8 protein-coding genes and 2 pseudogenes are annotated in these 14,254 nt (G+C 43.3%); 8 read left to right on the forward strand and 2 right to left on the reverse strand.

The genetic code is table 11. From position 1 onward, the window contains the following. Positions 1–121 precede the first annotated feature (121 nt). A complete protein-coding gene (gene metG / locus HUN01_RS27515; protein ID WP_181928811.1) occupies positions 122–1,726 on the reverse strand; it encodes a methionine--tRNA ligase in 1,605 nt (534 codons plus the stop codon). A 380-nt stretch (positions 1,727–2,106) separates the two neighbouring features. Between metG and HUN01_RS27520 the strand changes: the two genes are divergently transcribed. The 3 genes and pseudogenes from HUN01_RS27520 (at position 2,107) to HUN01_RS27530 (ending at position 5,529) form a co-directional block, all read left to right on the forward strand. Further along, on the forward strand, positions 2,107–2,832 hold the full coding sequence (locus HUN01_RS27520; RefSeq protein WP_181928812.1) for a lysophospholipid acyltransferase family protein: 726 nt from the start codon (positions 2,107–2,109) through the stop codon (positions 2,830–2,832). A gap of 96 nt (positions 2,833–2,928) precedes the next feature. Then, positions 2,929–3,756 (forward strand): alpha/beta fold hydrolase, encoded by an 828-nt coding sequence (locus HUN01_RS27525; protein WP_181928813.1) that lies wholly within the window; start codon positions 2,929–2,931, stop codon positions 3,754–3,756. Positions 3,757–4,199: 443 nt separating this feature from the next. After that, a pseudogene (locus HUN01_RS27530) lies at positions 4,200–5,529 on the forward strand (IS4 family transposase). Positions 5,530–5,915: 386 nt separating this feature from the next. On the opposite strand, the pseudogene HUN01_RS27535 reads toward HUN01_RS27530, so the two are convergent. Next, positions 5,916–7,284 (reverse strand): annotated as a pseudogene (locus tag HUN01_RS27535) (IS4 family transposase). 371 nt (positions 7,285–7,655) lie between these two features. On the opposite strand from HUN01_RS27535, the gene HUN01_RS27540 reads away from it, so the two are divergent. From HUN01_RS27540 to fabD, 5 genes are all read left to right on the forward strand, one after another. Then, positions 7,656–8,822, forward strand: coding sequence for an EcsC family protein (locus HUN01_RS27540; protein WP_181928814.1), 1,167 nt, complete (start codon positions 7,656–7,658; stop codon positions 8,820–8,822). A 403-nt stretch (positions 8,823–9,225) separates the two neighbouring features. After that, entirely contained in the window at positions 9,226–10,707 is a 1,482-nt protein-coding gene (locus tag HUN01_RS27545; RefSeq protein WP_181928815.1) for a leucyl aminopeptidase, read from the forward strand. Positions 10,708–11,013: 306 nt separating this feature from the next. Beyond that, positions 11,014–12,036 carry a phosphate acyltransferase PlsX gene (gene plsX, locus HUN01_RS27550; RefSeq protein WP_181928816.1) on the forward strand — a complete coding sequence of 341 codons (1,023 nt, stop codon included), beginning with the start codon at positions 11,014–11,016 and terminating at the stop codon, positions 12,034–12,036. 189 nt (positions 12,037–12,225) lie between these two features. Continuing rightward, positions 12,226–13,218 carry a beta-ketoacyl-ACP synthase 3 gene (locus HUN01_RS27555; RefSeq protein ID WP_181928817.1) on the forward strand — a complete coding sequence of 331 codons (993 nt, stop codon included), beginning with the start codon at positions 12,226–12,228 and terminating at the stop codon, positions 13,216–13,218. Between the two features lie 154 nt (positions 13,219–13,372). Beyond that, positions 13,373–14,254 (forward strand): ACP S-malonyltransferase, encoded by an 882-nt coding sequence (fabD, locus tag HUN01_RS27560; RefSeq protein ID WP_181928818.1) that lies wholly within the window; start codon positions 13,373–13,375, stop codon positions 14,252–14,254.

Consider the following 14,254-nt stretch of genomic DNA (forward strand, 5'->3'; position numbering starts at 1 on the left):
TACCAACTTTTAGATGCTAGTCACAGCGGCTTATGATAATGTTCCGGGGCTAATTTAAGTTCAGCCCCGATAAATTTTTTGAGAAAATAAGAGATTGAACAAAATCAGACTTTGATAAGGACTAATCGTTTTTCGGGGGTTCTATTCGCTTAAAAATAGGTTTGGGTGTACCCAACTCTTGTTTACTGGATAGTATTCCCCATATAGCATGAATAGAAAAAGGAGCAGTAACTGAACTCTGTATTTGATCGTTAAAGTTCACTCCGAAGCCCAGCTGCTGATAAATATCGCTACTGATGTTCGGAATAATTGGGGATAGCAGATAAGCTGCTAGTCTAACTGATTCTAGAACTGCGTAGAGAACTTTTTCCACCGATTCCTGCTGTCCCTGTTTATATAATGACCAAGGAGCTTGTTCATCAATAAACTTATTACTGGCTTGCACCAGTGAAAGGATAGACCCACAGGCTTGACTGAAAGCTAGCTCTTGGTATGCTTGTTTCACCTGTTCCCCTAGACGTAAACCAATTGCTTTCAAAGGATTTTCGTCAGGAATCGCTTCATTCCCGATTGATGGGACTTTATTCTGGGCGCAGTATTTCTTCACCATGTTCAAGGTGCGATTGAGCAAATTACCTAAATCATTTGCCAAATCTGCATTCAAAACATTAATGAACCTTACTTCATTAAAATCTCCATCTTTGCCAAATTCGATTTCCTTAAGGAAGTAATAACGAACGGCATCACTACCATAGCGCTGAACTAACGCAATAGGATCAAGGGTATTACCCAGACTTTTGCCCATCTTCTGCCCATCTTTGGTCAAAAAGCCATGCCCAAATACTCGCTCTGGCAAGGGTAAGCCAGCCGACAACAGCATTGCGGGCCAATAAACTGCATGGAAGCGGAGAATATCTTTACCAATTAGGTGCAGGTTGATTGGCCACCATGTTTCTAAAGCATTTGCTAAAGTCGGTTCTGCATCTGGTTCTAGTAATGCTGTGACATAACCTAGCAGCGCATCAAACCAAACATAAAGGGTGTGCTTGGGATCAACTGGTACGGGAAAACCCCAATCTAAATTCACTCGTGAAATGGAAAAGTCTTGCAGTCCTTGATTGACAAAGCTGAGAACTTCATTGCGCCGACTTTCTGGTTGAATAAAATCTGGTCTAGATTGGTAAAATTCTGTCAGCTTTGTTTGATATTTGGATAAGCGGAAAAAATAGTTTTGTTCGTCTCGCCACTCTACTTCTTTGTTAGTATGAATTGGGCAACGGTGTCCTTCTAATAGATCCCGTTCTTCTTTGAATTCTTCGCAGGATACGCAATACCAGCCTTGTTGTTGTCCCTGGTAGATATCACCAGATTCCCAGACTCGCTCAAAGAATTCTTTGACGATCGCTTCATGACGAGGTGCAGTAGTCCGACTAAAGCGATCGTATTGAATGTCTAGTAACTGCCATAAACTCACAAAGCTAGGGACAATTTCATCGCAAAACTCTTGTGGTGCTTTGCCTAAACTTTCTGCCGATCGCTGAATTTTTTGCCCATGTTCATCTGTACCTGTAATCAGTAATACCTGATGCCCCAGCAGCCTGTGAAATCGCGCAACGACATCTGCTGCGATCGTCGTATAAGCACTGCCTATATGGGGAACATCATTTACATAATACAGGGGTGTTGTTAGTGCAAATGTCAATTCTTTTTTATTCACTAGATTCATACAAAATAAAAATTAACTTATTAAAACGTTTTACACCTTAGCTTTCAGCGGCAAAACCACGCAATTATACAATAAAATTCCTATTTTTTCCAATAACATCTTCATACTAGCAAATTTATTAGGTCAATAATTGTTTTGTAATATGCATCAATTCTGATAATTTTTGCCTAAAAGATGAAAATTAACTAATCATAATGTTTTTGAATACTTTCTATTAGAAATTCTTGTGATCAAGAATACATAATTGAGAACGTGAAAAATCTATTTGCTTTTGTCGATTAGATATTTCTATCTTAAGACGGTCATGGCAATAGTAAAGAAATGTAAAAATTAAATTAAGATAAGCTGCCATATTTACCGGAAAAATATATTGATTAGGTATGAGTCGAAATAGCCCCCTAGAGATTTCTCGCGCTTTGGTGGCGGCATTCTCAACGCAAATGTTTCGCTATTACGAAGACCGCATTCCCCAGGATGCCAGCGTGTTGGTAGTTAGCAATCACCGCAGCTTTATGGATGCACTAATTTTAATGGCGGCGTTATCGAATCCGATTCGCTTTGCTTGCCATCACTATATGGGACAAGTGCCAGTCATGCGGGAGATTGTCACCGGACAATTGGGGTGTTTTCCCTTGGAGAAGACTCAAAACCGCCAACAAAGCTTTTTTTCGCAGTCGCAGTTGCTATTGCAGTCCAAGCAGATGGTGGGAGTATTTCCAGAAGGGACTGAACCAATGGTGAAATTTACTCAGCCAAACCAGGTGGGTGAGTTTCAGCGGGGATTTGCCCATTTGGCATTGCGAGGGAATGTGCAGGATTTAGCGATTTTGCCGATCGCGATCGCCTCCTTAGAAGAGGTAAACACGAATGGCTTTCCACTAAGGCTTTTGAGTGTATTTGACCCCTCAGAACCTTTATTTAACCAAAGTGGTTGGCATCCTTTGGTAATTTATCGTCGGGTTGCAGTGTTAATCGGTCGTCCTTATTGGATTACGCCCCAACATCATAAAAAATATCATGGCAAACAAGCCAGAACTGTTGTGGCTGAACTGACAGAACACTGTCATGATGAAATTAGTAATTTACTGCGCCAAGGTTGCTATTAGAGCCGTTCGATTTGGGATTTTGGATCGTCCGAACAATCAACAGTTCAAAAGTTTTATACCATTAACAAATGACCATTGACTACTGACCAATGACTAATGACTATCTCTGAAGTTGAGTTAAAGCCTTGTTTCCTGACTCCTGAACGAGTACAGCCAGAGTATCCCCTATTGGTATATTTGCCAGGAATGGATGGAACAGGTCAACTATTGCGATCGCAAACCACTGGATTAGAAACTGGCTTCGATGTCCGCAGTTTGGCGATTCCCCGTCAAGACCTTACCACTTGGGATGTGCTAACTAAAAGTGTACTGGACTTGATCCACGCAGAATTAGAAAAAAGTTCTCAGAGAGCAGTTTATCTGTGTGGTGAGTCCTTTGGTGGTTGCTTGGCAATGAAAGTAGCAATCCAAGCACCTCACTTATTTAAGCGAATTATCCTAATTAACCCAGCTTCATCCTTTCAGCTTCGCCCTTGGTTGCATTGGGCATCCCAACTAACTTACTTAGTGCCATCAGGATTGTATGATGTTGGCGCACTGGGGTTGTTGCCATTTCTCGCATCTTTGCCACGCATTTCCCGGAGCGATCGCCATGATTTGCTGAAAACTATGCGTTCTGTACCATCAGAAACCGTTCTTTGGCGATTGTCTTTACTGCGAGAGTTTCAGATTGATGAGGAACAATTAAGTCGCTTAACTCAACCAGTTATGCTAATTGCCGGTGGTAGCGATCGCCTTTTGCCTTCTGTAACTGAAGTGAAGCGCATAGGGAATATCCTACCAAATAACAAGATTGTGGTATTGCCCCATTGTGGACATGCTTGCTTGCTAGAGCAAGATACTAATCTCTATGAAATTCTTAAGGATAACGAATTTTTAGAAAGTAATGCTGATATCAGTACCGGGTTAGAGGTGAGAGGATAGGGTAAGGTGCGATCGCATCAAATTGGGATATTTCTATCCGCGTTTCTCATCTGATGCTGGTGGTTTGCCTCTGTTTTCATTGTCTTCTTAGATCAAACACAGGGATTTGAGGATGTTCTAAAAGTCCTCTGGTCGGTAGCAAAACGTTTTAGATCCCCCTAAATCCCCCGATAAATTGGGGGACTTTTAGAGACTTTGCCCCTTTTTTAAGGCTACGTGTATACACAAGTTATAGAATCACAACCAGTCTGTCGAATTACCCCACCCTAACCCCCCTTAAAAAAGGCTACCGTGTATACACAAGTCGGATGTAAAGTAGGTGCAGAGGATTTTTGAGAAGCAAAAACTATGGATAATCCAATCTTAATTCACGCTTCGACGACACCAGGAACGGCATTTGGAGACCCAAGGCTGATAAAAAGGGGGCAGCATTATACGAGGCGATTCGTAAGCACCAATCGATAAATATCCGGCAAATAAGTCGAAATTGGGCAGAACAGATGGGTTATTATCGGTTTTTGGAGAATGAAAACGTAACACTATCAGAACTAGTACGTAGCCTTTCGGATGATTGCGAGTTTCATCTGGCAAAACGACACGTATTAGCGATTAGCGATACTAGCGAGATTAACTTGCAGTCTCATGCAGGTAGGCTGTCACCGCCAGGATTAGGAGTAGTAGGCAATAACACAGATGTCGGGTTTTATATCCATCCAACATTGGTATTAGATGGTGAGAGTGGATTTCCACTGGGGTTAAGCACAGTAAAACTGTGGAGCCGAGCTATAAACCATGCAGATAAACATAACTCGTGACTATCAAAATTTACCAATTGAGGAGAAAGAATCTTACAAATGGTTAGCATCGGCAGAAAGTAGTAAGCGATGCTTTGAAGTGGGTGGAGCAAAAATGGTAACTCATATTGGCGACCGCGAATCGGATTTATTTGAGGAATTTGCAACTGTACCCAATAAAAACAATCATTTACTGATAAGAGCTTGCCAAGATCGTCGATTGTTAGGGCGGTCTGAATCACTATTCGACTACTTAAGTCAGCAGCCTTGTGAAGGTACTTATATAATTAACGTTCCCGCAGACTCACGTCGAAAGCGAATGCCAAGAGAAGCAATGCTTATTGTTCGTTGTGGACAAGTTGAGATTCAACGCCCCGATAAATTAGGCGTTTTTGGCTATCCTCCTAGTGTTACCCTTTTTGCTGTTGAAGCTCTGGAAGTCCAACCACCCGCAGGACAAGAACCGATTCATTGGCGGTTGCTGACAACTCACGTTGTTGTCTGCTTGGAACAGGCACTGCGAGTCATTAAGTGGTACGGATGGCGATGGAAGATTGAACAACTTTTTGCCACTCTCAAAAAAGCTGGATTGAATATCGAAGCGACTCAGTTAGAGTCTAGTATTGCAATTCAACGCCTAACAATCCTTGCTTTGTCCGTAGCCGTGCGAACCTTACAAATGGTTGAGGGACGCGATAATACTCAACTTTCTGCCGAGCTTACCTTTTGTCAAAAGCAGCAGCAATGCTTATTAGGACTTCAATCTTCTGTTGAAGGCGATACCAAAAAATTACAAAATCCTTATCCACGGGGTTGTTTGCCCTGGGCTACTTGGATCATTGCTCGACTTGGTGGATGGTCTGGTTATACCTCTGGTAGGCCTCCTGGAATGCCTACCCTTGTTCATGGTTTAAGACAATTTGAATCCATCTTTATCGGCTGGAAACTCGCTCTGGATGGACTTGTGTATACACGGTAGTTGCAAAGGGGAGGGAACTGGATTATTCTATTTCCCCCCTTTGCATCTTATGGTGTACACACAAGTCTGAAATCGCTGATTAACCAAGGTTTTACCCCACCCTAACCCTCCCCTTGCAAAGGGGAGGGAACTGGATTTTCTATTTCCCCCCTTTGCAAGCTATCCATTATAAACATCTTTCTTAATAAGAACATTGACAAAAAAGAGTAGTTATGTAGGGAAGGATGGAAGCCAAAAAATCACAAGTGACAGGAGAAAATGGGCACGAGAATCAACAGAGTTTGAAAAAGTGAAATTTTCGCATGGCAACTTTGGTGTAAAAAACTAATTATCGGTAGTGGAAGAAGGAAAACACCGCAGAAACCGACGATAGGATGGAGCAATAATTAATTATTGAAAGACTGGCAAAGCAGCCAACCCTCAACCAGATCATGTAATCGACTTAATCCACGCCAGAGAACTTTTACACCTGGAGAGCCATCGCTTTTGCGACCTAAAAACCCACCAAGTCGAGCAATCCAATTGACCACTTGAGCCAGAGTCGGTGGTGTAGTATGAGGATAAAGTTGATGATGAATAGTGGTGTAGAGGACTTGCCACTCATGAGTGGCTAAAACTAGTTCACAACTAGCATCAGGCTGAAAACGAGCTAAGTAAGTCAGCCACAGCAAACGCCAAGCAACGATACTGTAGGTAGCCAAAGCCATCTCGATTCTGTGGGCAGTTTCGAGTTGTAACTTCTCAATGCCACAGCCACTTTTTAAAACATAGTGATAACGTTCAATCAACCAGCGATAACTATACCATCGCACATACAGCTGAACATCTTCCAGACAGGTAATCTCTAAGGTAGTCAGCAGTAACCAGGTAATCGGCTCGATCTCTGGTGGTGGCTCAACTTCTGTGACTAAAATAGCCTGCAATGTCACCTAAAGTGCTAGAAGTTCTGTTTTGGGGCGATTCTGCGGTGGTGCAATGGTAATTGTGGCATGACGAATCTTCAAGATGGCTGTTCTTGGCGTTTGAGTCGCAGAGCGTTTTACCTCTACTGTCATTGTGCCAACCGACTCAACAGACTCTAAAGTTGACCATAAATGCTGCTCACTGCCAACTAGACAGCGATTTTGAGTAGCTCGAATCAGAAAATCTGACCCAGGACGACGAGCATCAGCAAATAAGTCATAAAAATCGGCTTCTCGGTCAGCAATCGTCACTACTTGTACTGATTCGGGAATGATTGAGTCAGTTTTTTTCAAAGCATCAAGCCATCTTTGACTTTCTTTTTTCTTTTGTCGGTTTTTGTTTCCTTTGTTCAGATTTTCCTAGTTCTTCTTCGTTTCTTGACCACACATCTTGCTCGATGATGCCCAATGGTATTCCCTGTGGGGAGACAGTGAAGACTGAGTGGACTTTTAACCCTTTGGCATAAGAACTATCGAGATATCCTGTTCCCGATAGAGCTTTGTGGCTGGTGTAGTTAAGTTCTGTGGTATCTTGTATTGCCAAGACTACTCTATGTTGGGTAATTCGCTCTACTGTCGCATCGATATGTCCTTGTCTAATCATGGATGGTTTGATGTACGGTGAATCCCAGAAGTCATAGGTGGCTTTCGTTTGCGCCCATGTTTCACTTGCTTGCAAAACACTGGCTTCCGGTTTCGCACTTAAATTTTCGACTATTTTGATTAACCGTTTGGTTCTTCTGGTGTCACCTAATTCGGTTCTTTCTAGTTCCTGTGTGATCCATTGTTCCATTTGCTGACTTTGCGATGCTTCCGGCTCTTCGTATAGACAATACACAATCTCTGGCTTTTGTCCAATTTTCTGTTAAGAAAGATGTTTATAATGGATAGCTTTGCAAGGGGGGATTAAGGGGGGTAATTTGACTTGTGTGTACACCATAGCCTTAAAAAGGGGGGTTGGGGGGATCAACAAGTGCCTAAAATTACAACCAACCACTTTTAAAACATCCTCTGAGAGTATGTTCCTATTTTTGATGGATTAACACAGTTTTTAAAACAAGAAAATAGTTAATCTGAAACTGATAATTATGTTTATAGAGGGATGTAGAGCCGTTCAGGATTCGCTAAAAGAAAGAGAGAGGCTTTAGAGAATGGTGTCAAAGAATGGCAGACAAACCCCAAGAAATAGAAGTGAAAAAATCAGGTAATTCACCTACAGAAACTTCAAAAGTCGGAATTCAGGCTCAATCATCAGTAGAAAATGAACCATCTATATTAGAGTCTTTCGTTAAAACTGTTGCTGACACTGGCATGGCAGTTTTAGAAACAGTAGTAGGTGTGGGAGAAGCCACCGCAAAACAAACACACAAGTTAATTGAGCAAACAACTCAAACTAGTGGTCAGTTTGTGAACCACCTCAGCGGAAATTGGCTGATTAGAAAAGTATCTGGAGTGTTAAATCTCAACTGGCTAATTGGTAGTACTGACATTGTTGATTTGGAAAAAGCAGAAGCGGCGGTAAAGAAGCTAAAGCAAAAGTATCCCAATGAATCAACTAGCCAGATTGCTCACCGAATCATGCTGGAAAAAGCAACTAAAGCTGGCACTGTTGGACTAGCAACTAGTATTTTGCCAGGAGTAGCAGTTGCATTGTTGGCAATTGATTTAACAGCAACAACAAAATTGCAATCAGAAATGATTTATGAGATTGCATCTGACTATGGGCTAGATTTAAAAGATCCTACCCGGAAAGGTGAAGTTTTGGCAATTTTTGGTTTGGCTTTGGGTGGAGGCCGTTTATTAAAAGCTGCTGGATTAGGGTTGCTGCGAAATGTACCTTTTGCTGGTGCAGTGATCGGAGCTAGTTCAAATGCGACAATGATCTATTCATTGGGGTATGCTGCTTGTCGATTCTACGAAGCCAAGCTGGATGAATCAACATCCCTCGAATCGCCAGAGACATTGGCAACCTTAAAAGCCGAAAGCGAAAAGTATCTCGAAAGTGCGATCGCTCAACAAACTCTCATGGATCAAATCTTAGTCCACATGATCCTAGCCAGTCATCCAGAAAAGACTTGGGAAGAAATTTTGCCAGAATTAAAAGCTGTAAACATCAGTCCTAAGTCCTTGGATGCCATTGCCCAAAATATCAAATCACCTCAACCTTTAGACGTACTGCTCAATCAGCTAAATCGTGATTTTGCCATACCTTTGCTAGCTCAATGTTACAAAATTGCCCAGGCTGACAATCACACTACACCAATTGAGCAAGAAATAATCTCAGCGATCGCCAGCAAATTTGACATTGACACAAATACAATTGGGGCATAGGGAATTGGGCATTGGGCATTGGGCATGGGGTAGGAAATAAATAAAGTACAGTTCATCGCTTCATTAACGAGTATCAAAGACTCATTAATGGAGTTCTGAGGTGGATTAATGAGTATCAAAGACTCGTTAATGGAGTTCTGAGGTGGATTAACGAGTATCAAAGACTCATTAATGGAGTTCTGAGGTGGATTAACGAGTATCAAAGACTCATTAACGGAGTTCCGAGGTGGATTAACGAGTATCAAAGACTCTCTTACAAGTCCTATTTATACCAATTTGCTAAATTATAGCCACTGATCCCTGCTCCCCAATGCCCAATGCCCAATTCCCTATGCCCAATACCATGAAACAAGAATTTTGAGCAATACTGGTACAGGAAGGAATATTTACACAAAATCCCAAAATGACAATTCAACTTAGTGATAAGCCTTTGCTAGAGTGGGCAGGCGATAGTTTGGCAATTGGATTATTTGAAGATGCAGTAGAGTTAACCGGAGAACTGGCAACTTTAGATCAAAAGTTTTCTGGGGTTTTAAAAGAACTAATTACAGAAGAAGAATTTAAAGGAAAAGCTAACAGTGCAATCTTCACCCGTGTAAATGCTGATAGCCCAGTGCGTAAATTGATTATCGTAGGTTTAGGAAAACCAGATGCACTAAAACTCGACACTCTGCGACGCGCTGCTGCTGCTGTAGCCAGGGTAGGAAAAAAGCAAAAAAGCAAAATTCTGGGATTTAGTTTTCCATTGTGGAACAACGACCCAGCCGCTAGTGCCCAAGCGATCGCAGAAGGTGTCGAATTAGCGCTTTACCAAGATATTCGCTTTAAATCAGAGCCAGAAGAGAAAGGTTCACAAATAGAAACCGTAGATTTACTAGGATTCGGTGGACAAGAAGCAGCCATCACCCGCGCTAATCAAATCGTTTCTGGGGTAAATTTGGCACGACAGTTAGTAGCAGCGCCAGCTAACGCAGTAACACCAATTACTTTGGCCGAAACTGCTCAAGCGATCGCAAAAGAGTATGGTTTACAAGTAGAAATTCTAGAAAAAGAAGACTGTGAAAAGTTGGGTATGGGTGCTTTTTTGGGAGTAGCGCAAGCTTCCGAATTGCCACCTAAATTCATTCACCTGACTTACAAACCAGAAGGTACACCCAAAAAGAAACTAGCAATTATTGGCAAAGGTGTAACCTTCGATTCCGGTGGACTCAACATTAAAGGTGCTGGTAGCGGCATCGAAACCATGAAAATGGATATGGGCGGTGCAGCTGCTACCTTGGGCGCGGCAAAAGCAATTGCTCAAATTAAGCCAAATGTTGAGGTTCACTTTATCTCGGCGGTAGCTGAAAACATGATTAGCGGTCGCGCCATGCGTCCTGGAGACATTCTCACAGCATCAAACGGCAAAACAATCGAAGTGAACAACACCGATGCTGAAGGACGTTTAACCCTAGCAGACGCCTTGGTGTATGCCGACAAATTGGGATTAGATGCGATCGTTGATTTAGCCACCTTGACTGGTGCTAACGTCATTGCCTTGGGTGATGATATTGCGGGATTGTACACTCCCGATGATGCTGTCGCTTCCCAGATCGAGAAAGCTGCCCAAAGTTCAGGGGAAAAGATTTGGCGGATGCCAATGGAAGAAAAATATTTTGAAGGGCTAAAGTCTGGGATTGCGGACATGAAAAATACAGGCCCGCGTCCAGGTGGTGCTATTACCGCTTCCCTTTTCCTCAAACAATTCGTTAAAGAAACCCCTTGGGCACATTTAGATATTGCTGGCCCAGTGTGGGCAGATAAAGAAAATGGCTACAACAGCACAGGGGCAACTGGCTACGGCGTTAGGACGCTAGTTGATTGGGTACTGGGTGCTGGGGAATAGGGACTGGGGACTAGGGACTGGGGATTGGGGATTGGTGACTGGGGAGATGAGGGAGCAATCAATTCAAAAATCAAAAATCAACAACTTCTGCCTTGTACCTCCTGCCTTCTCTTTCCCAATGCCCCATGCCCAATGCCCCATGCCCAATCCCCAGTCCCCAATCCCCAATACCCAAATTCGTGCTATCTTGAGCTTGCCAGTAAAAATTGTTGCAATAGTAACAGAAATAATTTGGCGGTCAGAAAGTTAAGCTTTTTCGGCAAAGCCATCTGGTAAAATTTGTAAGGTTTCTAGAAGCTCTTAGCAATGAGATCGACTCGCGTAAGGATCGCAATTGACGCAATGGGAGGGGATCACGCACCCGGTGAAATCGTTGCTGGCGCATTGCGAGCACGGGAAGAATTGGGTGTAGATATATTGTTGGTTGGTGATCCCCAACAAATAGAAGCTGCCTTGCCACCAAAAACAAGTTTAGGGCAGATGGAGATCGTTCCTGCTGAGGACGCGATCGCAATGGATGAGGAGCCTTTAAACGCAGTTAGACGCAAACGCAAGGCTTCTATTAATGTGGCCATGGATTTGGTCAAGCAGCAGCAAGCAGATGCCGTATTTTCTGCCGGACACTCTGGGGCAGCTATGGCATCAGCTTTACTCCGGTTAGGACGATTGCCAGGAATTGATCGCCCAGCCATAGGGACAGTTTTTCCCACGATTGTTGCTGGTAAGCCAGTGCTGGTACTTGACGTTGGGGCAAATGTAGATTGCCGCCCCAAATTTTTAGAGCAGTTTGCCGTCATGGGATCGGCTTACAGTCAGTACGTCTTGGGTACAACCGAGCCTAAAGTGGGTTTGCTGAATATCGGTGAAGAAGACTCCAAAGGCAATGATGCAGCCGTCCGTGCCCACCAACTGCTACGCGAAAATTCCCAAATTAATTTTATTGGCAATGCCGAAGGGCGTGATGTGCTTTCCGGTCGCTTTGATGTGATTGTCTGCGATGGATTTGTCGGCAATGTATTATTAAAATTTGCCGAAGCCGTCGGAGAAGTGATTCTGCAAATTCTGCGGGAAGAATTACCCCAAGGATTGCATGGTCAAATCGGTTCAGCATTCTTAAAACCAAACCTGAAGCGGGTTAAACAGCGAATGGATCATGCAGAACACGGTGGTGCCTTGTTGTTAGGCGTGGCAGGAGTCTGTTTTATCGGCCACGGTAGCTCACAAGCTCCTTCAATTTTTAATGCAATTCGGATGGCAAAAGAAGCTGTTGACAACCAGGTGATACAACGAATTCAGTCCCAATATATCCTAGAGCGCGAGAGCGGTTAGTCATTGGTCATTGGTCATTAGTCATTGGTCATTGGTCATTAGTCATTAGTCATTGGTCATTTGTAAAGGACAACTGGCATAGACGCGCTAGCGGCTTCCCGCAGGGTAGGACAAAGGACAAAGGACAACTGACAAAGGACAACTGACAAAGGACAAAGGACAAAAAGCTGATAGCTTGGGAGATTAGGAGTGCAAAATTTAGGCATAGCAATTACCGGAAGTGGCTCGGCAGTACCAGCAACTTCACTACACAACCAAACGTTAAGTGAACTAGTTGAAACATCAGACGAATGGATTACCACAAGAACTGGGATTCGTCAACGGCGATTAGCGCTGCCGTCTGAGTCCTTGAGTGTACTCGCTACTGCCGCTAGCAGTAAGGCGATCGCAGCTTCGGGCATTAAACCAGAAGACCTAGACCTGATTCTGCTAGCGACTTCCACCCCCGATGATTTGTTTGGTAGTGCTTGTCAAGTACAGGCTCAATTGGGAGCTACCAATGCAGTGGCCTTTGACTTGACAGCTGCCTGCTCTGGCTTTGTGTTTGGTCTGGTTACAGCAGCCCAATACATTAGAACCGGTGTCTATAAAAATGTACTGTTGATAGGGGCAGATATCCTCTCTCGCTGGGTAGATTGGCAAGATCGGCGCACTTGTGTACTGTTTGGTGATGGTGCTGGGGCAGTAGTATTACAGGCTGACAAAAGCGATCGCTTATTAGGATTTGCACTTAAAAGTGATGGCACTCAAAACCATCACCTCAATCTTGCCTACGCAGGCACTTCCCAAGAACTGCTCAGTGGTGTAAATATCACCAAAGGCACTTACCAACCGATTACTATGAACGGCAAAGAAGTCTACCGCTTTGCTGTGCAAAAAGTGCCAGAAATTATTGATAAAGCATTGTTTCAAGCCAACCTCAGCGTTGATCAAATAGATTGGCTGCTGTTGCATCAAGCCAATCAACGGATTATCGATGCCGTTGCCCAACGCCTAAATATCCCAGAACATAAAGTTATCAGTAATCTTGCCCAGTACGGCAATACCTCTGCGGCTTCCATCCCCTTAGCTTTAGATGAAGCAGTACGGCAAGGCAAAATAAAACCCAATGACATCGTTGCTGCATCCGGCTTTGGTGCCGGTCTTACCTGGGGTGCGGCAATTTTTAAATGGGGAAGATAAATATTTTGTCCTTAGTCCTTAGTCATTTGTCCTTAGTTAATGACCAATACTTCTCTACGAGAGGATGTACCAACGGCAAAGCTCAGTACAAATGACCAATGACAAATGACAAATGACAAATGACAAATGACAAATGACCAATGACAAATGACAAATGACAAAAACTGCATGGGTGTTTCCCGGACAAGGTTCCCAAGCGCTGGGAATGGGAATGGACTTATTAGATATACCATCCGCTAAAAACAAATTTGCCCAAGCCGAGGAAATTTTGGGCTGGTCTGTAACAGAAATCTGTCAAAACGAAGAAGAAAAGTTATCACAAACGCTATACACCCAGCCAATTCTTTATGTGGTAGAAAGCATTCTTGCTGACCTTCTCCGAGAACGAGGACATCAGCCAGATTTAGTTGCGGGTCACAGTTTGGGAGAATATTCTGCCCTTTATGTAGCGGGTGTCTTTGAGTGGTCGGCTGGTTTATATCTAGTAAAACGTCGTGCAGAACTCATGGATAGTGCCGTTGGTGGCATGATGGCAGCTTTGATGAACTTTGACCGCGAACAGTTGGAAAAAGTCATTGCCGAAACGCCTGATGTAGTGCTGGCAAATGACAATAGTTCGGCTCAGGTGGTAATTTCAGGCACGGCTGAGGCTGTACAAGCAGTGATGACTCAAGTTAAAGCAAAGCGTGCTATTCCCCTAAAAGTTTCTGGAGCATTTCATTCACATTTAATAGCACCAGCGGCGGCTGAATTCCAAGACATTCTAGAATCTGTAGAATTTCAGCCAGCTGTTGTACCAGTTTTGTCTAATGTAGAACCAATTCCGTCTATTGATGCCAAGATTTTAAAGCAGCGCCTGAACCAACAAATGACTGGTTCTGTAAGATGGCGAGAAATTTGTCTGCAATTACCAGCTAACGGTATCGAGCGAGTGATGGAAATTGGCCCTGGTAAAGTCCTAACTGGCTTGGTGAAACGTAATAGCCCTGATTTAATATTACAAAACATCCAGAGTGCTGCTGATTTACCCGCTTAA

The sequence above is a fragment of the Nostoc edaphicum CCNP1411 genome, from assembly GCF_014023275.1.
Taxonomy (GTDB): domain Bacteria; phylum Cyanobacteriota; class Cyanobacteriia; order Cyanobacteriales; family Nostocaceae; genus Nostoc; species Nostoc edaphicum_A.

Excerpts from the sequence above, each read along its gene's own strand:
- HUN01_RS27525 (WP_181928813.1), top strand. The coding sequence starts at position 2,929 with ATGACTATCTCTGAAGTTGAGTTAAAGCCTTGTTTCCTGACTCCTGAA.
- plsX (WP_181928816.1), top strand. The coding sequence starts at position 11,014 with ATGAGATCGACTCGCGTAAGGATCGCAATTGACGCAATGGGAGGGGAT.
- fabD (WP_181928818.1), top strand. The coding sequence starts at position 13,373 with ATGACAAAAACTGCATGGGTGTTTCCCGGACAAGGTTCCCAAGCGCTG.
- metG (WP_181928811.1), bottom strand. The coding sequence starts at position 1,726 with ATGAATCTAGTGAATAAAAAAGAATTGACATTTGCACTAACAACACCC.
- HUN01_RS27540 (WP_181928814.1), top strand. The coding sequence starts at position 7,656 with ATGGCAGACAAACCCCAAGAAATAGAAGTGAAAAAATCAGGTAATTCA.
- HUN01_RS27520 (WP_181928812.1), top strand. The coding sequence starts at position 2,107 with ATGAGTCGAAATAGCCCCCTAGAGATTTCTCGCGCTTTGGTGGCGGCA.
- HUN01_RS27545 (WP_181928815.1), top strand. The coding sequence starts at position 9,226 with ATGACAATTCAACTTAGTGATAAGCCTTTGCTAGAGTGGGCAGGCGAT.